The organism is Nonomuraea sp. NPDC051941 (assembly GCF_044593615.1).
Genome location: NZ_JBIUCF010000017.1, coordinates 125,312 through 148,207, shown reverse-complemented (window position 1 = coordinate 148,207; position 22,896 = coordinate 125,312). Strand labels below are relative to the sequence as shown.

21 protein-coding genes are annotated in these 22,896 nt (G+C 71.8%); 13 read left to right on the top strand and 8 right to left on the bottom strand.

Going from position 1 to position 22,896, the window contains the following annotated elements; all coding sequences use genetic code 11:
- Positions 1-4 precede the first annotated feature (4 nt).
- The 3 genes from ACIHFD_RS28035 to ACIHFD_RS28025 are packed head-to-tail and all read right to left on the bottom strand — an operon-like array spanning position 5 to position 3,062.
- Positions 5-871, bottom strand: coding sequence for a carbohydrate ABC transporter permease (locus tag ACIHFD_RS28035; protein ID WP_397369371.1), 867 nt, complete (start codon positions 869-871; stop codon positions 5-7).
- Positions 868-1,806 carry a carbohydrate ABC transporter permease gene (locus ACIHFD_RS28030; RefSeq protein ID WP_397369370.1) on the bottom strand — a complete coding sequence of 313 codons (939 nt, stop codon included), beginning with the start codon at positions 1,804-1,806 and terminating at the stop codon, positions 868-870. Before ACIHFD_RS28030 ends, ACIHFD_RS28035 begins: the two co-directional genes overlap by 4 nt.
- Positions 1,803-3,062 (bottom strand): glycoside hydrolase family 125 protein, encoded by a 1,260-nt coding sequence (locus ACIHFD_RS28025; protein WP_397369369.1) that lies wholly within the window; start codon positions 3,060-3,062, stop codon positions 1,803-1,805. The genes ACIHFD_RS28030 and ACIHFD_RS28025 overlap by 4 nt, the downstream gene beginning before the upstream one ends.
- A gap of 134 nt (positions 3,063-3,196) precedes the next feature.
- Between ACIHFD_RS28025 and ACIHFD_RS28020 the strand changes: the two genes are divergently transcribed.
- The 3 genes from ACIHFD_RS28020 to ACIHFD_RS28010 are packed head-to-tail and all read left to right on the top strand — an operon-like array spanning position 3,197 to position 6,687.
- Positions 3,197-4,297, top strand: coding sequence for a GntR family transcriptional regulator (locus ACIHFD_RS28020; RefSeq protein WP_397369368.1), 1,101 nt, complete (start codon positions 3,197-3,199; stop codon positions 4,295-4,297).
- 23 nt (positions 4,298-4,320) lie between these two features.
- Entirely contained in the window at positions 4,321-5,424 is a 1,104-nt protein-coding gene (locus ACIHFD_RS28015; RefSeq protein WP_397369464.1) for a glycoside hydrolase family 76 protein, read from the top strand.
- Positions 5,425-5,475: 51 nt separating this feature from the next.
- On the top strand, positions 5,476-6,687 hold the full coding sequence (locus ACIHFD_RS28010) for an FAD-dependent oxidoreductase (RefSeq protein ID WP_397369367.1): 1,212 nt from the start codon (positions 5,476-5,478) through the stop codon (positions 6,685-6,687).
- A 38-nt stretch (positions 6,688-6,725) separates the two neighbouring features.
- Here the strand turns inward: ACIHFD_RS28010 and ACIHFD_RS28005 are convergent, their stop codons facing one another.
- The gene (locus ACIHFD_RS28005; protein ID WP_397369366.1) at positions 6,726-7,100 is read right to left on the bottom strand and encodes a DoxX family protein; all 375 of its coding nucleotides are present in this window, start codon (positions 7,098-7,100) and stop codon (positions 6,726-6,728) included.
- Positions 7,101-7,176: 76 nt separating this feature from the next.
- Positions 7,177-8,046 (bottom strand): RNA polymerase sigma-70 factor, encoded by an 870-nt coding sequence (locus ACIHFD_RS28000; RefSeq protein ID WP_397369365.1) that lies wholly within the window; start codon positions 8,044-8,046, stop codon positions 7,177-7,179.
- A gap of 111 nt (positions 8,047-8,157) precedes the next feature.
- On the opposite strand from ACIHFD_RS28000, the gene ACIHFD_RS27995 reads away from it, so the two are divergent.
- From ACIHFD_RS27995 to boxB, 4 genes are all read left to right on the top strand, one after another.
- Positions 8,158-9,360: an alginate lyase family protein gene (locus ACIHFD_RS27995; RefSeq protein ID WP_397369364.1), complete on the top strand. Its 1,203-nt coding sequence runs from the start codon at positions 8,158-8,160 to the stop codon at positions 9,358-9,360.
- 139 nt (positions 9,361-9,499) lie between these two features.
- The gene (locus ACIHFD_RS27990) at positions 9,500-10,357 is read left to right on the top strand and encodes a 3-hydroxyacyl-CoA dehydrogenase family protein (RefSeq protein ID WP_397369363.1); all 858 of its coding nucleotides are present in this window, start codon (positions 9,500-9,502) and stop codon (positions 10,355-10,357) included.
- Positions 10,354-11,895, top strand: a complete 1,542-nt coding sequence (gene paaZ / locus ACIHFD_RS27985) for a phenylacetic acid degradation bifunctional protein PaaZ (protein ID WP_397369362.1) — start codon at positions 10,354-10,356, stop codon at positions 11,893-11,895. Before ACIHFD_RS27990 ends, paaZ begins: the two co-directional genes overlap by 4 nt.
- A gap of 27 nt (positions 11,896-11,922) precedes the next feature.
- Positions 11,923-13,401 carry a benzoyl-CoA 2,3-epoxidase subunit BoxB gene (gene boxB / locus ACIHFD_RS27980; RefSeq protein WP_397369361.1) on the top strand — a complete coding sequence of 493 codons (1,479 nt, stop codon included), beginning with the start codon at positions 11,923-11,925 and terminating at the stop codon, positions 13,399-13,401.
- Here the strand turns inward: boxB and ACIHFD_RS27975 are convergent.
- The gene (locus ACIHFD_RS27975; protein ID WP_397369360.1) at positions 13,398-14,246 is read right to left on the bottom strand and encodes a PaaX family transcriptional regulator C-terminal domain-containing protein; all 849 of its coding nucleotides are present in this window, start codon (positions 14,244-14,246) and stop codon (positions 13,398-13,400) included. The two genes, boxB and ACIHFD_RS27975, sit on opposite strands and share 4 nt — an antisense overlap.
- A gap of 160 nt (positions 14,247-14,406) precedes the next feature.
- Between ACIHFD_RS27975 and boxC the strand changes: the two genes are divergently transcribed.
- From boxC to ACIHFD_RS27945, 6 genes are read left to right on the top strand one after another with little or no spacing between them, the layout of a single operon-like run.
- A complete protein-coding gene (gene boxC, locus ACIHFD_RS27970) occupies positions 14,407-16,056 on the top strand; it encodes a 2,3-epoxybenzoyl-CoA dihydrolase (RefSeq protein ID WP_397369359.1) in 1,650 nt (549 codons plus the stop codon).
- A gap of 1 nt (position 16,057) precedes the next feature.
- Positions 16,058-17,596, top strand: a complete 1,539-nt coding sequence (locus ACIHFD_RS27965; protein ID WP_397369358.1) for a benzoate-CoA ligase family protein — start codon at positions 16,058-16,060, stop codon at positions 17,594-17,596.
- A complete protein-coding gene (locus ACIHFD_RS27960) occupies positions 17,593-18,564 on the top strand; it encodes an NAD(P)/FAD-dependent oxidoreductase (RefSeq protein ID WP_397369357.1) in 972 nt (323 codons plus the stop codon). Before ACIHFD_RS27965 ends, ACIHFD_RS27960 begins: the two co-directional genes overlap by 4 nt.
- A 14-nt stretch (positions 18,565-18,578) precedes the next feature.
- Complete coding sequence (gene fdxA / locus ACIHFD_RS27955; RefSeq protein ID WP_350738204.1) at positions 18,579-18,908, top strand: ferredoxin; 330 nt, start codon at positions 18,579-18,581, stop codon at positions 18,906-18,908.
- A gap of 5 nt (positions 18,909-18,913) precedes the next feature.
- A complete protein-coding gene (locus ACIHFD_RS27950) occupies positions 18,914-19,774 on the top strand; it encodes an amidohydrolase family protein (RefSeq protein ID WP_397369356.1) in 861 nt (286 codons plus the stop codon).
- 2 nt (positions 19,775-19,776) lie between these two features.
- Positions 19,777-20,304 carry a gamma carbonic anhydrase family protein gene (locus tag ACIHFD_RS27945; protein ID WP_397369355.1) on the top strand — a complete coding sequence of 176 codons (528 nt, stop codon included), beginning with the start codon at positions 19,777-19,779 and terminating at the stop codon, positions 20,302-20,304.
- A 12-nt stretch (positions 20,305-20,316) separates the two neighbouring features.
- On the opposite strand, the gene ACIHFD_RS27940 is transcribed toward ACIHFD_RS27945, so the two are convergent.
- The gene (locus ACIHFD_RS27940; protein WP_397369354.1) at positions 20,317-21,084 is read right to left on the bottom strand and encodes an enoyl-CoA hydratase/isomerase family protein; all 768 of its coding nucleotides are present in this window, start codon (positions 21,082-21,084) and stop codon (positions 20,317-20,319) included.
- A gap of 3 nt (positions 21,085-21,087) precedes the next feature.
- Positions 21,088-22,815, bottom strand: a complete 1,728-nt coding sequence (locus tag ACIHFD_RS27935) for a CocE/NonD family hydrolase (protein ID WP_397369353.1) — start codon at positions 22,813-22,815, stop codon at positions 21,088-21,090.
- Positions 22,816-22,896 lie beyond the last annotated feature (81 nt).

Genomic DNA, 22,896 nt, shown 5'->3' with positions numbered 1-22,896 from the left:
GGTGTCACTGGAGGCCGGAGCCGGTGAAGGCCAGGCCGCGAGTCAGGTAGCGCTGCCCGAAGGCGAACAGCAGCAGAGTGGGCAGCATGGCGACGATCGATCCGGCCATGAGCGGCCCGTAGTCGGTCTGCCGGTTGAAGGAGAAGGCGGCCAGGCTCATCTGGATCGTGCTCATGTCCGGGTCGTTGAGCACGATCAGCGGCCAGAGGAAGCCGTTCCAGCCCGCCACGAAGGTGAAGACCGCCAGGGTGGCCAGGGCGGGACGGCACAGCGGCAGATAGATCCGCCAGAAGATGCGGAACTCGGGGCAGCCGTCGACGCGGGCGGCCTCGCCCAGTTCCCTGGGCAGCGCGAGGAAGAACTGCCGCATCATGAACACCGCGAAGGCCCCGACGGCCCCCGGCAGGATGACCGCCCAGTACGTGTTGAGCAGGCCGAAGCCGCCCTGGCCGGCGAGATCGTTGCCCCCGGCCAGCGGGAAGTTCTTGACGATGAGGAACGACGGCACCAGGGTCACCACGGACGGCACCATCATCGACGCGAGCAGCAGCCGGAACAGCACCCGGCTGCCGCGGAACGGCAGCCGCGCGAACGCGTAGCCGGCCAGCGACCCGAGCAGCAGGTTGGTGACGACGCCGGCCACGGCGAGCAGCAGCGAGTTGGCGAAGTGCCGGGCGAAGGGGACGGTGGTGAACGCCGCCGCGTAGTGCTCGAAGGTGATCGTGCCGGGCAGCCACGTGATGGGCAGGGAGATGATCTCGTCGTCCGGCTTGAGCGACGTGCTCAGCGACCACAGGAACGGCAGCAGCATGAACAGCCCGACGACGGTGAGCACGGCGTAGAACAGGGTGATTCTGATCGTCCGGATCATGTCTCGTCGCTCCGGTTGAGCCGCATGTTGAGCACGGTGACCGCCACGATGACGAGGAAGAGCGTGAACGCCTGCGCCGAGGCGTAGCCCATGTGCAGCCGGTTGAAGCCGGTCTCGTAGATCTGGTAGACGGGCGTCAGGGTCGAGTTGCCCGGACCGCCCTTGGTCATCACGTACGCCTGGTCGAAGAGCTGGAACGCGCCGATCAGCGACAGCGTCGTGACGAACATCGTCGTGGTGCGCAGCTGCGGCCACGTGATGTGGGCGAACGCCGCCCAGCGGCCCGCCCCGTCCAGGGCGGCGGCCTCGTACAGGTGGCCGGGGATGTTCTGCAGCCCGGCGAGGTAGATCAGCATGTTGGAGCCGACCCCCTGCCACAGGGTGACCAGCACGATGGAGAGCATGGCGGTGCTGCTGTCGCCCACCCACGGCGGGCCGGGGATGCCCAGGAAGCCGAGGATCTCGTTGACCGGCCCGTAGTGGCTGTTGAGCATCCAGGTCCACACGGTCGCTGCGGCCACGGGGGAGGTGACCACGGGGATGTAGTAGACGGTGCGGAAGACGCCCATCGCCGGGAGCCTGCTGTTGAGCGCCACCGCGAGCAGCAGCGAGACCGCGATCATCGCGGGCACGAACATCGCGCAGTACAGCAGGATGTTCTTCAGCGTGAGGGCGAAGGTGGCGTCCTTCAGCAGCCTGGCGTAGTTCGCGAGGCCGGCCCACGTCGGCGGGGTCAGCACGTCGTACGAGGTGAAGCTGAGGCCGAGGGCGCCGATGACGGGCAGCACGGTGAAGACGAGGAACAGCACCATCGGCGGCGCGGCGAACAGCGCCCCGGCCCGCGCCTGGTGCCGGCTCAGCAGGGAGTCCCCGGGCCGGGCGCGGCCCGGGGATGCGCGGCCGGCCGCGGACCGGCCGGCGAGCGTCTGGGTCATGTCTGTGCCACCTCCATGGCGAACTGCGCGAACAGGCTGTTGGCCCAGCCGAACCAGGGGCGGGTGAAGACGCCGGGATCGTCGGGGTCGAAGCTCTCGTGGACGTATCCGGTGCCGGCCGTCGTCGCCGCGAGCACGGCCAGCAGCTCGTCCCGCTCCGAGGCGTCGGTGGACGTCAGGCCCTGCATGATCAGCGATAACGGCCAGACATGTCCGGACTTGGTGTGCGGGCTGCCCACGCCCCGCGCGTACCTGCCCTCGGCGTAGTGCGGGTTGCCGGGGCCGAGCACGAAGGCGCGCGTGTTGCGGTACGTCGGGTCGGACGCCGGCCGGTATCCCAGGTAGGGGATGGAGAGCAGGCTGGGGATGTTGGCGTCGTCCATCAGCAGGTGGTTGCCGAGGCCGTCGCTCTCGTAGGCGTAGATCTCGCCGTGGACGGGGTGGCGGACGACGGCGTGCCGCCGGATGCCTTCGTCGATCTCCTCACGCAGTCGTACGGCGTCCTCGGCCAGGCTGGAGTCCGCGTAGATCTCCCGCGCGAACTTCGCCAACTGGCCCAGCACGACGACGGCGAACATGTTGGCCGGGACGAGGAAGCCGTACGTGCACGCGTCGTCGCTCGGCCGGAACGCGGAGCGGACCATGCCCGTGTATCCGCAGGCCGGGCCGCTCCCCTCGTTGACCAGCGTGTCGGTGGGCAGCCCCGGATCCGGCCGGACGAAGCGGTACGGCGAGCGCTCGGGCCGCTGCTCGGCTCGCATCGTGCCGACGACGGCGACCAGCATGCGGTATACGGACTCGTCGAACACCGAGACGTCGCCGGTCGCCTTCCAGTAGAGGTGCAGCAGCCGGATCGGATGGCACAGGGAGTCCAGCTCCCACTTGCGCTCCCAGACCCACGGCCCCGCGCGCGGCACGTCGTCGTGGCCCTGGCCGTCGGGGCTCTCGTTGAACGCGTTGGCGTACGGGTCGATCGCGACGTACCTGGCCTGCCGGTGGATCACCCCGCGCACCATGCGGCGGACCTCGTCGTCGGCGGCCGCGTGCCGCACGTACGGCTCGACCTGGGCCGCGGAGTCGCGCAGCCACATCGCCGGGATGTCACCGGTGAGCACGAACGTCGTCCCGTCCGGCAGTGGCCTGACCGTGCTCTCCAGCGTGTTGAGCAGGCACTGCCGGAACATCGCGGCGGCCTCGGGGTGACGCCGCGCGAGCCGGGGCTCGACCTTGTCGGCGAGGTCATGTACGGCTTTCACACGGTTCCCTTCGACGTCGCTTGAGGGAAACGTAAGAATCAAGTTGTCATAAGTCAATATGTTTGAAACATCGAGATATAAGATGATATATATCTGGATGGGTTGACATACCAACTGAATGGGCGAGGGGAAGAGTGGCTGAGAGAGGCCCGCTGCTGTACGAGCGGATCGTCGACTACCTGCTGGACGAGGTCAGGCGAGGCGCCCTGGCCCCGGGCGACCGCGTGCCCTCGGAGATGGAGCTGGCCGAGCGGTTCGAGGTCAGCCGCATCACCTCCAAGAAGGCGCTCGAGCTCCTCCGGGAGGCCGGCGTCGTCCATCGGATCCGCGGCAAGGGCTCGTTCGTGGCCACGGACCTCCCCGACCTCGACCGGCTCACGCCCGCCGCGCGCCCCGCCGAGGGGGAGCGCGTCCCCGGGGCCATCGCGATGATCTATCCGGACGCGTCGGAGGCGTACGGGCTGGAGCTGCTGTGCGCGGTGGAGGAGCGCTGCGCCGAGCGGGGCATCCCCCTGGTGATCAAGCGCACCCGCGGCAGCCAGGAAGAGGAGGAGAAGGCGATCGAGTCGATGGTGGACTCGGGGCTGGCCGACGGCCTGATCGTGTTCCCCGTCCACGGCGAGTACTACAACGCCGGCCTGCTGCGGACCATCCTCGACGGCCACCCGCTGGTCCTCGTCGACCGCTACCTGGCCGGGATCCAGGTGTGCGCCGTGCACACGGACAACGTGGCCGCCGCCCGCGCGCTGACCGAGCGCCTGCTCGACCAGGGGCACCGGCACGTCGCCTTCGCCTCGCCCCCGCCGGAGAACACCTCCAGCATCGAGGAGCGGCTGGAGGGCTTCCGCGCCGCCTGCGCCGCCCGCGGCCTGCCGCTCGACCGGCAGCATCATCTGACCGAGCTGTCCAGCACCCTGCCCGGCGCCTTCACCCCGGAGAACGTGCGGGCCGACATCGAGCGGATCCGCGCCTTCCAGGCCCGCGAACCCCAGGTCACCGCGTTCGTGGTCTGCGAGTACAACCTGGCGCGGGTGCTGGACCGGGCGATCGACGGCCCGGTCATCGCGTGCTTCGACTCGCCGCTCGACCCCGTCGCCGGGCCTGCCTTCCTCCACGTACGGCAGGACCAGCGCGAGATGGGCAGGCGCGCGGTGGACCTGCTGCTCGCCCAGACGCGCGGCGAGCCCGTCCCCGCCCGCTCCATCGTGCCCTTCACCATCGTCGAACCCGTGTGATGAACGGAGAATCCTTGTCCGATGTGTTGAAGTCCGATGTGTCGAAGTCCGACGTGTGGAACCACCGCGCCGACCTGGCCCAGCGCAGCATCGACCACTACTTCGCCGCCCCCGGGGAGCAGCTGTTCAACAACTGGCATCCGCTGGAGCCCGGTGACAACGACGTCTTCAACTACTGGTGGCTCGCCCACGCCGTCGACGTCCGGATCGACGCGTATCTGCGGACCTCGGACCCGGCCCGTCTGGCGCAGGCCAGGCACATCCACGACGGGATCCTGCGGCGCAACGGGGGAGCGCTGTTCAACGACTACTTCGACGACATGCTCTGGCTCGCCCTGGCGACCCTGCGCCTGGCCGAGGCGACCGGGGAGAGTGAGCTGTACGGGGAGGCCGTCGAGCTCTGGGAGCACGTCCTCGACCAGGGCTGGAACGACCACGAGGGCGGCGGCATCGCCTGGCGCGTCTCCCAGCCGTACTACAAGAACACCCCCGCCAACGCCCCGTTCGTCATCCTCTCGGCGCGGCTGCACCGGCACACGGGCGAGCGGCGCTACCTGGAGCAGGCGCGGCTCGTCATGGACTGGCTGGAGCGCACGCTCGTACGGCCGGACGGGTTCGTGCACGACGGCCTCAACCGCCAGGAGGACCACGCGGTCGACGAGGACTGGCGCTTCACGTACAACCAGGGTCTGTACGTCGGCGCGTGCGTCGAGCTCGCCCGAGCCCTTGGCCTCGGCCTCGGCGAGGAGCCTGACCTCTACCTCTCCCGCGCTGCCAGAACCGCGCGGACGGCCATCGCCGAGCTGGGCGTGGACGGCGTGTTCGCCGCCGAGGGGGAGGGCGGCGACGAGGGACTGTTCAAGGGCATCTATTACCGCTACGCCCGCGAGCTCGTCGAGGCCGCCGAGGTGCCCGAGGTCAGGGCCTTCGTGCTGGGCAGCACCGAACACCTGTGGCGGTCGTGCGGCCGTGACGGCCTCGTCCTAGCGAGCGAGCAGTGGGACCGCCCGCCCCGGGCGAAGGTCCCCCTGTCGGCCCAGCTCAGCGCGGCCATGGCCACGGAGGTGTGCGCCGCCCTGACGTCGCCGCGCGTCCATCCGCCCGGGCAGCCTGACCGCATCGCCTAGCATTACCCCGGTTTCGCGTCCGAGTCGGCTCGCCACTGAGGGGAGTGCGCCATGCAGGTCGTGGTCATCGGGGCGGGTCTGGGCGGCCTGTGCCTGGCTCAGGGACTCAAGGCGACGGGGGTCGCCGTGACGGTCCACGAACGCGATCCCTCCGTCGGCCACCGGCCGCAGGGCTACCGCATTCACCTCGATTCCAGGGCCGCCCGCGCGCTGAACGAGTGCCTGCCGCCGCGTCTCTACGAGCTCTTCACCGCCACGTCCGGGCAGCCGAGCAGGCGGGTCACGATCGTCGACGAGCACCTGCGCGAGCTGCATGCCGTCCGCTTCGGCGACGGCGCGTCCGGCGAGGCCCCGGAGACGTTCAACGCCGCGGTGGACCGGATGACGCTGCGCACGATCCTGCTCGCCGGGCTCGACGAGGTTCGCTTCGGTGCCGAGTTCGTCCGCTACGAGCAGGACGGCGGGCGGGTACGCGCCTTCTTCGCCGACGGCTCGACCGCCGCGGGCGATCTGCTGGTCGGCGCCGACGGCATCGGCTCGCGCGTACGCGGCCAGCGCCTGCCCCAGGCCCGGGTCAAGGACCTCGGGGTTCGCTGCCTCTACGGCCGGACGACCCTCGACGACCGGGTGGCGGAGCTGCTGCCGCCCGCGCTGGCGGAGGGCTTCATGTCGGTCAGGTCGTCCCGTGCCGGACTGGCGCTCGGCCTGGTACGGCCCCGCGAGAACCCCGCCGAGGCGGCGGCGCGGCTCTGGCCCGGCCTGCGGCTGGACTGGGCCGGCGACTACGTGATGTGGGCGCTGGCCGTGCCCGCCGCGGCGCTCCCCGGCACCGACCGCGAGCTGGCCGCCGCCGACGGCGCCCACTTGCACGAGCTGGCCGCCGGACACGTCGCCGGCTGGCACCCCGACCTCGTCGAGCTGGTCGCCTCCGCCCGGGCCGACCAGACCTTCTACGTCCCGGTCAGGAGCTCGGTCCCGCTCAAACCGTGGGGGCCGGACAACGTCACCCTGCTCGGCGACGCCGTACACGCGATGAGCCCGGCCCAGGGATCGGGGGCCAACTGCGCGCTCCTGGACGCCGCCCTCCTGTGCCGCGCCGTCGGCGCGGGCGGGCCGCTGGTCGAGGCGGTGGGTGGCTACGAGCGCAAGATGACCGAGCTCGGCTTCGCCGCCGTCCGCGCCTCCGAGCGGGCGGCGGCCGGCGGCGGGCTCCTGGCAAAAGTCCTGGCCCGGCTCGCGAGCCTCCGGCCGAACCAGGAGTAGGCCGTCACGCCGGCTCGACGATCGGACCCTCCGCGTGGTCACCCGAGCCCGTGGTAGGCCAGGTTCACGGCCAGAGCGGCCACCGCCAGCGAGAAGAACACGGCCCACGGGCCGAAGTGATAGTCGCGGGCCCGCAGGTGGGCGGCGAACGCCCCGAGGAAGTACAGCACGAGGCCGGCGGCGGCGAGCGTGCCCAATGCCGGCACGGCGAACCCGGCCGGCAGCCCCAGCGCGCCCGCCCCCAGCAGCAGCCCCAACGGGAGCATCCAGGACCGGGGGACGCGCATGATGTCCGCCTGGCGCTTCGGATAGTCGTGGCCGATGAGGTTGGCGACGGCGGCCAAGCCGATGATCGCCGAGGCGAGGAGGGTGATGACGAGGTAGGCGGCGAACACGAAGGTCTCCTTCTCCATGAGGACGTCGGCAGGTCGATCGCCTCACGGACGGGGCAGCGCCCCAGAGAGTGACAACGTGCTCATGTGACTTAGGTCATGCCGCCACGCCCGCGAGCTTCTCCGGGTTGCTGACCACGTGCACCGTCTTGATCGCCCCGTCCAGCAGGTGCAACGTGATCGCCAGGACCGGCGTGCGTCCCGAGCGGACGACGATGCCCGGGCCGCCGTTGACCTGGAGCACCTGAGCGCGCGAGTCGCCGGGCATGCGCTTGGAGAGGATGACGATCGCGCGGGCCACGTACTCGTGTCCATGGATCGCCTTGCGGGGTGCGCCGGTGAGGCCGCCGCCGTCGCTCACCATCGTCACGTCCGGTGCCAGCACCTCCAGCAGGGCTTCCAGGTCGCCGCCGAGGCAGGCGGCCAGGAACCGCTCGGTGGCCTGCTGCCTGGTCGCCGGGTCGGCGTCGTAGCGGTGGCGCCGTTCCTCGACGGCCTTCCTGGCGCGGTGCGCGATCTGCCGCACCGCCGCGTGGTTGCGCCCGACGAAGTGCGCTATCTCGGCGTGGTTGTAGCCGAAGGCCTCGCTCAGCACGAACACAGCACGCTCCGTCGGCGACAGGACCTCCAGCACGAGCAGCATCGCGGTCGACACCGAGTCGGAGAGCACCACGTCCTCGGCGACATCCGGGAGGGTGAGCATCGGCTCGGGCAGCCACGGCCCGACGTAGGACTCGCGCCGTACGCGTGCGCTGCGCAGCCGGTCGATCGCCAGCCGGGTGGCCACCCGCACCAGATAGCCTTCGGCGTCCGCGACGGTGGCCACGTCGACGCGGCTCCAGCGCAGCCAGGCGTCCTGCACCACGTCCTCGGCCTCGGTGACGCTGCCCAGCACCCGGTACGCCACGGCGTGCAGCAGACCCCGGTGCTCCGTGAACTTCCGCTCGGCCTCAGGCATTCGCGTCATGAGAACGGCTTACCAGGGCCACAAGCGGTCCGCATCACTTGTCAAGGTTCGGTGTCAGGGCTACGATCACACCGACCTTTAGGAAACTTTCCTAAATAAGGAGTGGGGTCCGTGGTCCGTCCCCGTCGTCGCGGGATCCTGTCGTCGCTCGCCATCGCCCTGGCGATCCCCCTGATCACCGCCGTCCTGTCCCCGCCCGCCGCCGTGGCCCGGACGGCGCCGGCCGCCTTCGCGCATCCCGGCGTGCTCGTCAGCAAGGCCCAGCTCGACTTCGTCCGCACCAAGGTCAACGCCGGGGCCCAGCCGTGGAAGGGCGCCTACGACCAGATGATCGCGAGTCCGCTCGCGTCGTTGTCGCGGACCCCGAAGCCGCGGGCCGTCGTGGAGTGCGGCCCGTACTCCAACCCCAACAACGGCTGCACGGACGAGCGCCAGGACGCGCTGGCCGCCTACACCGACGCGCTGGCCTGGTACATCTCCGGGGACAGCCGGTACGCGCAGAAGGCGATCCAGATCATGGACGCCTGGTCGGCCGTGATCACCGACCACACCAACAGCAACGCGCCGCTCCAGACCGGTTGGGCGGGATCGTCCTGGCCCAGGGCGGCCGAGATCATCCGCTACACCTACACCGGGTGGTCCGCCACGGGCGTCAACCGCTTCACGACCATGCTCCGTGACGTCTACCTCCCCGAGATCATCAACGGCAGCGCCCGCACGAACGGCAACTGGGAGCTGACGATGATGGACGCGACGATCGGGATCGCGGTGTTCCTGCAGGACAAGGCCGCCTACGACAAGGCCGTGAGCACGTTCCGGGCCCGCGTGCCCGCCTACATCTACCTCACCACCGACGGCGCCTTCCCCAAGGGCCCGGCGGGCAGCGGCATCGACACCCGGGCCGAGGTCGTCGACTACTGGCAGGGCCAGGACGCCTTCGTCGACGGGCTCTCCCAGGAGACGTGCCGCGACTTCACCCACACCGGGTACGGCCTGGCGTCGATCGCGCACATCGCCGAGACGGCCCGGATCCAGGGTCAGGACCTCTACCCCGAGATCGCCGACCGGCTGCGGCACGCGCTCGGCCTGCACGCCAAGTACCAGCTCGGCACGGCCGTGCCGGCGTGGCTGTGCGGCGGAAGCCTCACCCTGGGCCTCGGGCCGGTCACCGAGGTCGGCTTCAACGCCCTGCACAACCGCATGGGCATCGCGATGAGCAACACGCAGGCCCTCACCGAGCAGCAGCGCCCGGCGGGCACCAACAACCTCTTCGTCGCCTGGGAGACGCTCACCCACGCCGGCAATCCGAACTAGGCCAGACATAAATCCGCTACACACGTCTTTCGCAGCGCCATGAAACTGTGGCAAGTTGAGTACCTGTGAGCGTACGGGGCATGACCGCATCCAGCGCGTCTGAGCCCCGCGCCCAGGAGCTCGCCACAGGAGGACTGCGATGACCCAGACGTTGCCGAAGCGGTGCGGGGTGGTGGGCGGCGGGCGCATGGGCGCCGGCATCGCCCACGCCCTGCTCCTCGCGGGCTGCCACGTCACGCTGGTGGAGCGCGACGGCGAGGCCGCGGCCGCCGCGCGGGACCGGGTGGCGCGGGCGGTCGAGGGCAGCGCGAAGCGCGGCCTGATCGAGGACACCGGCGCGCCGATGGCCCGCCTCACCACGGTGACGGACCCCGCCGGGCTGGCCGCGGCCGGGCTGGTGATCGAGGCGGTGCCCGAGGACGTCGACCTCAAGCTCGTCACGCTGCGCACCGCCGAGGACGCGGTCGGGCCGGAGACCGTGATCGCCTCCAACACCAGCAGCATCTCGCTCGACACGCTCGCCCAGGCGCTCGCCCGCCCCGAGCGCTTCCTCGGGCTGCACTTCTTCAACCCCGTCCCGGCCAGCAGGCTCGTCGAGGTGGTCATCGCGACCGCCACCGACCCTGCCCTGCGGGAGCGGGCCGTGGCGTGGGTCGAGGCCATCGGCAAGACGGCCGTGGTCGTCCGCGACTCGCCCGGCTTCGCCAGCAGCAGGCTCGGCGTCGCCCTCGGGCTGGAGGCGATCCGCATGGTCGAGTCCGGCGTCGCCTCGGCCGAGGACATCGACGCCGCGATGACGCTCGGCTACGGACATCCGACCGGGCCGCTGCGCCTGACCGACCTCGTCGGCCTGGACGTCCGGCTGGGCATCGCCCGCTACCTCGAACGCGAGCTGGGCCCCCGCTTCACCCCGCCCGACCTGCTCGTCCGGCTCGTCGAGCAGGGCCACCTGGGGCGCAAGACCGGTAAGGGCTTCTACGACTGGAGCGAGTCGTGAGCACGCTGGAGAGCTACCTCGAAGGGGCCTGGCGCGCCGGAGGAGGAGAAGGCGTCCCGGTCGCCGACGCCGTGACCGGTGAGATCGTCACCCGGGTCAGCGGCGAAGGGCTCGACCTCGCCGCCGCGGTGGCGTACGCCCGACGCACCGGCCTGGCCGCGCTCGGCGAGCTGACCTTCCCTCAGCGGGCCGCCGCGCTCAAGGCCGCGGCCCTGGCGCTGCAGGAGCGCAGGCAGGAGCTGTACGAGCTGTCCGCGCGGGCCGGGGCCACCCGGCGGGACGCGCAGGTGGACGTGGACGGCGGCATCGGCACGGCCCTCGTGTACGCGAGCCTGGCCCGCAAGGGCCTGCCCGACCACACGCTCATCGTCGAGGACGACCCGATCCCGCTGGGCAAGAACGGCACGTTCGCGGGCCGCCACGTCCTCACCACCCCGCGCGGCCTCTCCCTGCAGATCAACGCGTTCAACTTCCCGGTCTGGGGCATGCTGGAGAAGCTCGCGCCCGCGCTGCTCGCCGGGCTGCCCACGATCGTCAAGCCCGCCACCCCGACCGCCTACATCGCCGCGCACGCCGTGCGGATCGTCGCGGACGCGCTGCCGCCGGGGGCGATCCAGCTCGTGGCGGGGAGCGTGCCCGGGCTCTTCGACCTGCTCGGCGGGCAGGACCACATCGGCTTCACCGGCTCGGCGGCCACGGCCGCCCTGCTGCGGTCCGACCCGGCCGTCACCCGCCGCTCGGCCCGCTTCAACGCCGAGGCCGACTCGCTGAACTGCTCGGTGCTCGGCCCGGACGCGGTGCCGGGGGAGCCGGAGTTCGACCTGTTCGCCGACGCCCTGGTGACCGAGATGACGGTCAAGGCGGGGCAGAAGTGTACGGCGATCCGGCGCGCGTTCGTCCCCGCCCAGCTCATCGACGCGGTGGCGGAGGCGATCGCGGCCAGGCTGGCGAAGGTCGTCGTGGGCGCCCCCGGCGCCGAAGGCGTGACCATGGGTGCCCTGGTCGGGCAGGCCCAGCGCAGGGACGTCCGGGCCGCGGTCGCGCGGCTCGCGTCGGCCGGCACGGTGGTCTTCGGTGATGCGCAGACGGTTGAGGTGGTCGGCGCGGACGCCGAGCGCGGCGCGTTCCTGTCGCCGCTGCTCCTGCGCGTGGACGACACCGTCCATCCGGAGCCGCACGAGATCGAGGCCTTCGGGCCGGTGAGCACGCTCATGCCCTACAGCGGGGTCGCCGAGCTGAACGCGCTGATCGCCCGCGGCGAGGGATCGCTGGCCGGCTCGGTGGTGTCGTACGACGCGGACTTCGTCCGGAAGGTCGTGCTCGGCGCCGCCGCCCACCACGGCCGCCTGCTGGTGCTCGACCGCGACAGCGCGGGCGAGTCCACCGGGCACGGCACGCCCATGCCCCAGCTCGTCCACGGCGGCCCCGGCCGGGCGGGCGGCGGCGAGGAGGAGGGCGGCCTGCGCGCCGTCCACGCCCACCTCCGGCGCACCGCCCTCCAGGGCAGCCCGGCGACACTCGACTCAATCCTGAAGTAACGACAAACAAGCGTAGAGAGAGCAGCGATGAGCACCGACTCCCGTACCGGCGCCGCCCCCCTGCCCAGCGGCCCGCTCAGCCGCGTGGACTACAGCGAGCGCATCCCCAACAACGTCGACCTCGCGGGCGACCGCCGCCTGCAGCGGGCGCTGGAGGGCTGGCAGCCGAAGTTCCTGGACTGGTGGAAGCAGCTCGGCCCGGCCCTGCCGACCAAGGACGTCTACCTGCGCACGGCGGTGGCCGTCGGCCGCGACGGCTGGGCGCACTTCGACCACGTCCCCATGGAGGAGTACCGCTGGGGGATCTTCCTGGCCGAGCGCGACCCCGACCGCAAGGTCAACTTCGGCAAGCACAAGGGCGAGCCCGCCTGGCAGGAGGTGCCCGGCGAGCACCGGGCCGACCTGATGCGGCTCATCGTCGTGCAGGGCGACACCGAGCCCGCCAGCGTCGAGCAGCAGCGCGTCCTCGGCAACACCGCGCCCAGCATCTACGACCTGCGCAACCTCTTCCAGGTCAACGTGGAGGAGGGCCGCCACCTGTGGGCCATGGTCTACCTGCTGCACGCCTACTTCGGCAGGGAGGGCCGCGAGGAGGCCGAGCAGCTGCTCAAGCGCAACTCCGGCGACCTGGACTCGCCGCGCATCCTGGGCGCGTTCAACGAGGAGACCACCGACTGGCTGCAGTTCTTCATGTTCACGTACTTCACCGACCGCGACGGCAAGTACCAGCTCGGCACGCTCAAGGAGTCGGCGTTCGACCCGCTGGCGCGCACGTGTGAGTTCATGCTCAAGGAGGAGGCCCACCACATGTTCGTGGGCACCACGGGTGTGCAGCGGGTCCTGGAGCGCACGGCCGAGCTGATGAAGGAGCACGGCACGGCCGACGTCCTGCCGTACGGCGGCATCCCGCTGGACGTCATCCAGAAGTACCTGAACTTCCAGTTCTCGGTCTCGATGGACCTGTTCGGCTCCGAGCAGTCGACCAACGCCGGCAACTACTTCACCTCCGGGCTGAAGGGCCGCTGGATGGAGACCCGGCGCAAGGACGACCACGTGCTGCTGGAGGACGCCCGCGAGCTGCGCCACGTCGAGGACGGCCAGATCAAGGTCAGGACGGTGCCGATGCTCAGCGCGCTCAACCTCGACCTGCGCGACGAGTACGTGGCCGACTGCGCCAACGGCGTGCGCCGCTGGAACCAGGCCCTGGAGGACGCCGGCCTGGACGAGCGGCTGTACCTGCCGCACGAGGGCTTCAACCGCAAGGTCGGCGTCTACGCCGGCCACCACGTGACCCCGCACGGCGAGGTCCTCGACGAGCCCGCCTGGCAGGCCCGCGCCCACGGGTGGCTGCCCACCCCCGAGGACCGCGAGCAGGTCGCCGCCCTCATGGTCCCCGAGTACGAGTACGGCAAGTTCGCCGGCTGGATCGCCCCGCCGAAGACCGGCATCAACGACCAGCCGGTCGAGTTCGACTACGTGCACCTGGCCGACGAAGGGCTCCTCTAGTGCCGGGCGGCGGCCTCTTCGTCCATGAGGTCCCATTCGGCCTGCGCGCGCCGGTGCCAGCGGTTGTGCAGGTCGTGGAAGACGGCCGCCGCCCGGGGCCCCGGCCAGGCGTGGTCGAGCAGCTCGGCCGGCAGGTCGGGGTCGAGGAACGGGAACCGGCGCCACTCCTGGATGAGCAGCACCTGGTTGACGAACGCCTCCCGGCCGGAGACGACCGCGCGGCCCTCGAACTGCTCGATGAAGCTCACGTAGCGCTTCTCCACGTCGTCGAGGTCCCACGCGGCCGAGATCAGCTTGGCGGTGTCGCCGATGCCCGCCGACGGCCCGGTCCAGGCATAGGCCCGGTCGGTCAGGTCCAGCTCGCGGATGACCTCGCGTACCGCGGCCTCCTTGGAGGCGTCGGGGATCACCCAGAGCGCGGGGGAGGGGGAGCCGAGCCCGAGCCAGGTCAGCTTGGTACGCAGCCGGTGGCGGAGCTGGCGCTGGGTCTCGGGCACGCCCGCGGTGAGCACGAGCCAGCGGCCGTCCCACTGGTGGGGGGCGCGCATGAAGCCGTAGATGCGCTCGGTGCCCTCGCGCAGCAGCCGGTCGCCGGCCTCGGTCAGCCTCCAGCGCACCTTGCGGCCGTGCCGCTCGGACTCCAGCAGCTCCTCGGCCGCGGTGCGGGCCAGGGCCTGGCGCGCGGACTTCTCCTCCACGCCGAGCGCGCCGAGCGCGGCCACCAGCGTGCCCGTCCACACCTCGCCCCCGCGCGGCAGGACGAACTCGCCCAGGACCGTCAGCAGCGTCGACCGCGCGCTGGCGGACGCCTTCTCGCGCGGGCGCTCCGCGGACTCGGCCGGCACGCTTGCCCTCCCGTCGTTCGACACGCTCGTGACGCGCATTCTGCCAGGTCGGGCACCCTCGCGGATGCGCATCCAGGCAGAAGCACTACAAACACTTGACGCTACTCATGATAGACGTCGAATATTAGGACCAAGGTCCCACGCCCTCCCGGAGCACGCATTGACTGTCACCTTCGCGACCTCCCCAGACCGCTACCGCCACTGGACTCTCGCGGTGGACGGGGCGGTGGCCACCGTCACGCTGCGCGTGGACGAGCACGGCGGCCTCGTCCCCGGCTACGAGCTGAAGATGAACTCCTACGACCTCGGCGTCGACATCGAGCTGTACGACGTCGTCCAGCGCCTGCGCTTCGAGCACCCCGAGGTCGGGGCGGTCGTGCTCACCGGCGGCCTGGACCGGATGTTCTGCGCCGGAGCCAACATCCGGATGCTGGCGCAGTCCACGCACGCGTGGAAGGTCAACTTCTGCAAGTTCACCAACGAGACCCGCAACGGCATCGAGGACGCCACCGAGCACTCCGGCCAGACCTGGATCGCCGCGCTCAACGGCACCGCCGCCGGCGGCGGCTACGAGCTCGCGCTGGCCTGCGACCAGATCGTCCTGGTCGACGACGGCTCCTCGGCCGTCTCCCTGCCCGAGGTGCCGCTGCTCGGCGTGCTGCCGGGCACCGGCGGCCTGACCCGCGTGGTGGACAAGCGGCACGTGCGCAAGGACCGGGCCGACCTGTTCGCCACCAGATCCGAGGGCTTCCGGGGCCGCACGGCCATGGAGTGGGGCCTGGTGGACGCCGCCGTGCCGCGCCACTCGTTCGAGGAGGAGGTGACCAGGCGGACGGACGCGGCGGTGGCGGCCTCCGCCCGGCCCTCGGACGCCACGGGCGTGGCCCTGACGCCGCTCGACCGCAAGGACGACGGCGACGCCATCACGTACCCGTACGTGACCGCCCGGATCGACCGGGCCGGCCGCCGGGTCGAGATCACCGTGGACGGCCCGAGCGACACCCCGCCCGCGGAACCCGCGGACCAGGGCGCCGGCTACTGGCCGCTCGCCGTGACCCGCGCGCTGGACGACCTGATCCTGCACCTGCGCACCAACGAGCCCGAGCTCGGCATCTGGGTGCTGCGCGCGGCCGGCGACTCCGACCGGGTGCTGGCCTACGACGCCCAGCTCCGCGAGCGGGCCGGGCACTGGTTCGTCAACGAGGTGCGCCACTACTACAAACGCACGCTCAAACGCCTCGACGTCACCAGCCGCAGCCTCATCGCCGTCATCGAGCCGGGCACGGCCTTCGCGGGCCTGCTCGCCGAGCTGGCCCTGGCCGCCGACCGGCAGTACATGCTGGAGGGCGTCTACGAGGACCGCGACGAGGCCGCCGTCCCCGCCACCCTCATCCTCACCCCGTCCAACGACGGCCTCCTCCCGATGGGCAACGGCCTGTCCCGCCTGCGCTCCCGCTTCTGGGGCCACGACCGGGACCTGGAAGCCGCCCGCGCCCGGTTCGGCGAGCCGCTGGAGGCGGCCGCCGCGATGGAGCTCGGCCTGGTCACCCTCGCTCTGGACGACATCGACTTCGAGGACGAGCTGCGCATCGTGCTGGAGGAACGCGCCTCGCTCTCGCCCGACGCGCTGACCGGCATGGAGGCCAACCACCGCTTCGCCGGCCCGGAGACGCTGGAGACGAAGATCTTCGGCCGCCTCACCGCCTGGCAGAACTGGATCTTCGTCCGGCCCAACGCCTCCGGCCCCGACGGCGCGCTGCGCCGCTACGGCACCGGCCGCAAGGGCGACTACGACCTCAAGAGGGTCTGACATGACCATGTTCAACGCCGGGGACTGGCTCGTCCACCGCCATGTCCGCGAGGGGCGCGGGGACCGGGTGGCGGTCCGCGGCGGCGTCACGCTCACGTACGCGCAGCTGTCGGACCTCGTGGCGACCGCCACCGCCGCCCTGCGGGCACTCGGCCTGCGGCGCGACGACCGCGTGGTCTTCGTCACCAGCGACGGCGTCCCCATGTTCGCGGGGATCCTGGCGGCGTTCTGCGGCGGGTTCGTGGCCGTGCCGGTCTCGACCATGCTGGGCGCCAAGGAGCTCGGCGCGATCATCGCCGACTCCGGCGCCGCCGTCGTCGTCGCCGGAGCCGAGTACGCCCCCCAGGTCCAGGAGGCGCTCGCCGCGGCGCCCGAGGTGCGGCACGTGGTGTGGGAGGGGGACCCGCCGCCCGGGAGCACGTCCCTGACGTGGGAGGAGCTGCTCCGCGCGGGCGGGGGAGAGCGGCGCGAGCCCGCTCCCACGCTGGAGGACTCCTGGGCCCTGTGGCTCTACACCTCCGGCACCACCGGCGTCCCCAAGGGCGCCATGCACCGGCACGCCAACGTCAGGCACGTCTGCCAGACCTACGGCGACCAGGTGCTCGGCATCCGGCCCGACGACGTCTGCTTCTCCGTCGCCAAGCTGTTCTTCGCCTACGGCATCGGCAACTCGATGTTCTTCCCGCTCTCGGCCGGAGCCGCGACCGTGCTGGAGCCGCGCCGCCCCGCCCCCGCCGTGACCGCCGAACGGATGGCCGCCGACCGCCCGACCCTGTTCTTCGCCGTCCCCACCTTCTACGCCGCGCTGCTGGCCGCCGACCTGCCCGCCGGCACGTTCGCCTCCGTACGGCTGGGCGCCTCGGCCGGGGAGGCGCTGCCCGCGCCGCTCCAGGAGCGGTTCACCGGCCGCTTCGGCGTCGAGATCATCGACGGCATCGGCTCCACCGAGGCGCTGCACATCTTCCTGTCCAACCGGCCCGGCGACGTGCGCCCCGGCACCACCGGCCGTCCCGTGCCCGGGTACGACATCGAGCTGCGCGACCCCGACGGCCGGCTCGTCGCCGACGGCGAGCCGGGCGCGCTGCACGTACGCGGCGAGTCCATCGCCCTGGGCTACTGGCGGCGCACCGACGCCAGCCGCGCCGTGTTCGCGGGTCAGTGGCTCAACACCGGCGACACCTACACGCGCTCTGCCGAGGGCTACTACACCTGCCTGGGCCGCAGCAACGACCTGCTCAAGGCGGGCGGCATCTGGGTCTCGCCCGCCGAGGTCGAGAGCCGGCTGCTGGAGCACCCGGCGGTCCTGGAGGCGGCCGTGGTGGGCGTGGCCGACGAGCACGGGCTGGACAAACCGGTCGCCTGCGTCGTCGCCCAGGGGCAGGTCACCGCCGAGGAGCTCGTCCAGTGGTGCCGCGACGGCCTGGCCGCCTTCAAACGGCCCCGACGGGTGGTCTTCCTCGACCGGCTGCCCAAGACCGCGACCGGCAAGATCCAGCGCTTCCGGGTCCGCGAGCTCCTCGCCGAGGAGGCCCGCGCGTGAACGTCGATGTGCTGATCATCGGCGCCGGTCCCGTGGGCCTGTACGGCGCCTACTACGCCGGGGTCCGCGGCCTGAGCACGGCGGTGGTCGACTCGCTCGGCCAGGTCGGCGGCCAGGTGAGCGCCATGTACCCGGAGAAGCAGATCTACGACATCGCCGGGTTCCCGGCCGTCTCCGGCCGCCGCCTCATCGCCAATCTGGTCGAGCAGGCCGCCCCGTACGAACCGGCGTACGTGCTCGGTGAGGAGGCCCAGCGGCTCGAACGCGCCCCGAGCGGCCGGCTCGTGGTCAAGACCGGCGCGGGCACCGAGATCACCGCCGGGGCCGTCATCGTGACCGGCGGCATCGGCACCTTCACGCCCCGCCCGCTCCCGGCCGGGGAGGAGTTCCTCGGCCGGGGCCTGGCGTACTTCGTGCCCGAGTCCGCGGACTACGCGGGCCGGGACGTCGTCATCGTCGGCGGCGGCGACAGCGCCGTGGACTGGGCCCTCATGCTCCACCCCGTCGCGCGCAGCGTCACGCTGGTCCACCGCCGCGCCGCCTTCCGCGCCCACCACGGCTCCGTGGAACGGCTCACCGCGTCGCCGGTCGAGGTCGTCGTCAACGCCCAGGTCACCGCCGCCCTCGGCGGCGACCGGCTGGAACGCGTCGAGCTCAGCACCGGGCGGGCCCTCCCGTGCCAGCGGCTGGTCGCCGCCCTCGGCTTCACCGCCAACCTCGGCCCGCTGCGCGAGTGGGGCCTCGACCTGCACGACAACCGCCACCTGGTCGTCGACTCCGCGATGCGCACCAACGTGCCCGGCATCTTCGCCGCCGGCGACATCGCCGACCACGACGGCAAGGTACGGCTGATCGCGGTCGGCTTCGGCGAGGTGGCCACGGCCGTCAACAACGCCGCCGTGCACCTCGACCCCGCCGCCCAGCTCTTCCCGGGGCACTCCACCGACAACCCCGCCCCGGGTCCGTAACCAGGAGATTCACCATGCCGTACGTCATCGCCGAACCCTGCATCGACGTCATGGACAAGTCGTGCGTCGAGGAGTGCCCGGTCGACTGCATCTACGAGGGGGACCGCAAGCTCTACATCAACCCCAAGGAGTGCATCGACTGCGGCGCCTGCGAACCCGTCTGCCCCGTCGAGGCGATCAGCCAGGACCGGCGGGTGGCCGACGAGCACGCGGAGTTCGTCGAGGACAACCGCCGCTTCTTCATCGAGGTGCTGGACGGGCGCGACGCGCCGCTCGGCGCGCCCGGCGGTTCGGGCAGAACCGGCCGGATCGGGGTGGACACCCCCATGGTCGCGGGCAGGTAAGGAGCATGATCGACGGCATCCCCCTCATCGACGCGCACGTCCACGTGCCGCTGCTCGGCACCCTCAAGCCCGCCTGGCTGCGCTGGGCCCGCGACTTCGGCGAGCACGGCGTGCTGGAGGACGTCTGGGACTCCGCGGGCAGGCCGCGCCCCGACCGCCTGGACGAGCTCTTCGCCGCCCAGGGCGTGGACGTCGCGCTGCTGTTCTGCGAGTACAGCCCCAAGGCCACCGGCACGCAGGCGTTCGAGGACCTGCTGCCGATCGTCGAGCACAACCCGGTGCGCTTCCGGCCGGTCGCCAACGTCAACCCGCACCTGCACTTCCCGCTCGCCGACGAGCTGCGCCGCCAGCTCGCCCTCGGCGCCGCCGCGCTCAAGCTGCACCCCGTGCACGGCGGGTTCCGCTGCGACGACGCCGCCCTCTACCCCGCCTACCACGTGCTGGAGGAGCGCGGCGTCCCGCTCGTCGTCCACTGCGGCACCAGCTCCTTCCCGGGCGCGGCCAACGAGAACGCCGACCCGGGCTTCCTCATCCCGGTCATCCGCGACTTCCCCGGCCTCAACGTGGTGCTCGCGCACGGCGGACGCGGCTGGTGGTACGACGCCGCCGCCTTCCTCGCCCTGTCCCACGACACCGTGTGGCTGGAGCTGTCCGGCCTGCCGCCCAAGCGGCTGCCCGAGTACTACGCCAAGTACGACCTCACGCGGCTCGGCCGCAAATGGATCTTCGGCACCGACTGGCCCGGCGTCCCCGGCACCGCCGCCAACGCCCGGGCCGTCGCGGGCCTCCTGCCCGACGAGGTGGCCAGGGCCGTGCTCGCCGGGAACGCGACGAAGGTGTACGCCGGCCTGCACACGGGGGAGTGACCATGCCTGTCTACGCCCTCGGCGACCAGGTGCCGCGGATCCACCCGGACGCCTACGTCCACCCCGACGCCGTCGTCATCGGCAGCGTCGTCATCGGCGCCGAGTCGTCGGTCTGGCCGTCCGCCGTGCTGCGCGCCGACTTCGGCCGCATCGAGATCGGCGAGCGCACCTCCATCCAGGACGGCACCATCCTGCACACCACCGAGCAGTGGCGCACCGTGATCGGCAGCGACTGCGTCGTCGGGCACAACGCCCACCTCGAAGGCTGCACGGTCGAGGACCGCTGCCTCATCGGCTCCGGCTCGGTGGTGCTCAACCGCGCCGTGGTGCGTACGGGGTCGGTGGTGGGCGCCCAGGCCCTCGTATCCGAAGGGCTGGAGGTGCCGCCCGGCCACATGGCGCTCGGCGTGCCCGCTCGCCCCAGGCCGATGGAAGGGGCCGCGCAGAGCGAGTGGATCGGCTTCGGCGTGGACGAGTATCGTGCCAACGCCAAGCGCTACCGCCACGAGCTGCGCCGGCTCGACCCCTGACCTTCTCCCACGTCAGCGGCGCCGCTCCAGGAACGCGGTCATGCGCTCGTGCTTCTCCTCCGTCTCGAACAGCACGGCCTGCGCCACGTCGTCGAAGCGCGGGTGCGCGCCGGGCGGGGCCGCCAGCGCGAGCTTGGTCAGGCGCAGCGCCAGCGGCGCGTTCTTCGCGATCCGGGCGGCCAGCCGGTCCGCCGCGGCCGGCAGCTCGTCCTGCGGCACCAGCTCGTTGACCAGCCGGACGGCCAGCGCCTCCTCGGCCGAGAGCACCCTCCCGGCGAGCAGGATCTCCTTGGCGAGCGGCTCGCCGACCAGCTCGCGCAGCCGCCAGCAGGCCCCGGCGGCGGCCATGATGCCGAGCCCCGCCTCCGGGTTGCCGAAGCGGGCCCGCGGGGTGGCGAGGCGGAAGTCGCAGGCGTAGGCCAGCTCCGCGCCGCCGCCCAGGGCGGGGCCGTCGACGGCGGCGATCGTGGGCATCGGCAGCCGGGCGATCCGGTCGAACAGGCCGCTGTTGATGCCAGCCAGCGCGTCCTCGCGGCGGCGCTCGCGCAGCTCGCGGATGTCCGCGCCGGCGGCGAAGATCCCGTCGGAGCCGGTGAGCACGAGGATGCGCGGCCGCCGCTCCAGCTCGGCGCAGACCGCGTGCAGGTCCGTCACCATCGCCGCGTCGATCGCGTTGCGCACCTGCGGCCGGTCCAGCCGGACCAGCATCCGGTCGGTCCCGTCCTCGATCTTCACGGTGTCGTTCAGCGGCAGCACCGCGACCTCTTTCCTCGTCGTCATGTCTCAGCGGTGGATCACGGGCAGGATCAGGCGGCTCGGGTGCCCGGGACCGTGGAGCACGCTGTTGGTCGCGACGACGACCTGGCCGGCGGTGTCCTCGGCGATGGTCCCGCCGGTGTTGGTGTTGCGGTCGTAGCGGGGGAAGTCGCTGGAGGAGACCTCGAGGCGGATCCGGTGCCCGGGCAGGAACACGTTGGAGGTCACCGACAGGTCCAGCGTGACCTCGTACACCTGGCCGGAGGTGAGCGGCTCCGGCTCGGCCAGGGAGTCGCGGTAGCGGGCGCGCAGGATGCCGTCGGTGAGGTAGATCGCCCGTCCGTCGGGGAAGACGTCGACGAGCTTGCCCGTGAAGTCGGTGTCGCGGGCCGACGAGGTGACGTGGAGGACGAGCGAGACGTGGCCGGTGACCTCGACCGGCTCCTCCAGCGCGGGGGTGGTGAAGCAGAGCACGTCGTCGCGGGCCTCGACCGGGCGCTGGTCGACCGGGCCGGCCCCGTTGACGGCGGCGGGCATCATGATCCGGCCGCCGCGGGTGGGCACCGGGTCGGCCGGGTCGTAGGTGTAGGTGTCGGTCGCCTCCGCCGTGGGCGGCCGAGGGCTGAGGACGCCGTCGCCGCCGGCGGTGTTGGCCCGGCCGGCGCCGTCGAGGAAGTAGTCGGTGTACGCGGTATCGGGCAGCGGCCAGTCCTGCTCGTCGCGCCACTGGTCGATGCCCATGACGAAGATCCGTACGGGCGCGGTGCCGTCCAGGGCGTCGGTGCGGCCGCGCAGCCAGCGGTCGAAGAAGCGGATGTGCGCCCCGGTCAGGTCGGCCGCCATGCCGCCGGCGCTCATCCCGAACCGCCGGTCGTGGTAGGCCCCGTCCTGGTACAGATGGTCCCAGGGGCCGATGATCAGCCGCTGCCCGTCGCGGGCCTCGGCGCTGCCGCCCTCGGCGCGCATGCGGGTGTAGGTACGGACGGTGCTGTCGACGAACAGGTCGAACCAGCCGCCCACGTTGAGCGCGGGCACGGTCACCTGGTCGAACCGCTCGGCGACGGCGAGGTCCTGCCAGAACCGGTCCCGGGCCGGGTGCCGCAGCCACTCGGCCCACCAGGGCGACCGCTTGTTGAGCAGCGGCTGGTCGCCGATCGGCAGGGTGGCCAGATGCGGCTGCGGATCGGCCGCCATGCCGGCCGCCTCCATGAGAGCGCCGAAGTCGCCCGCGGTCTGCGCCGCCGTCAGCGTCATCATCGTGGTCCACGTCCAGGTCGTGTGCCACGAGAGCGCCCCTCCCGCGGAGTACCAGGGCGCGTGGTAGAAGTCGGTGCTGGTCACCGTCGGGGCGATCGCCTTGAGCCCGGCGGGGGCCTGCGAGGCACCGGCCCACTGCACGAAGCCGAGGTAGGAGGCGCCGTAGCTACCGATGTTGCCGTCGCACCACGGCTGCTCCAGGAGCCAGGCGACGGTGTCGGCGCCGTCGTGCGGGTCGTCCGCGTGGGGGGTGAACTCGCCGTTGGAGCGGAACCTGCCGCGCGTGTCCTGCCAGACGACCGCGTACCCGGCTTCGAGCAGGGCCTGCAGGTTGGGGGTGATGGGAGATCCGCCGAGGCCCGGCAGGGCGTCCTTGCCGTAGGGGACGCGCACCAGCAGCGTGGGCGCGGGTGGTCCTTCGGGGATCCAGAGGTCGGTGGCGAGGGTCACCCCGTCGCGCATCGGCACCATGACGTCCTTCTCGACCGAGAAACGCATCCTAATCTCCTACGCCAGCACGCATCGCCGTCAGGATTTTGTAGCATTTTGCGTCCGCCTCTTTCTAGCGCACATCCTGAC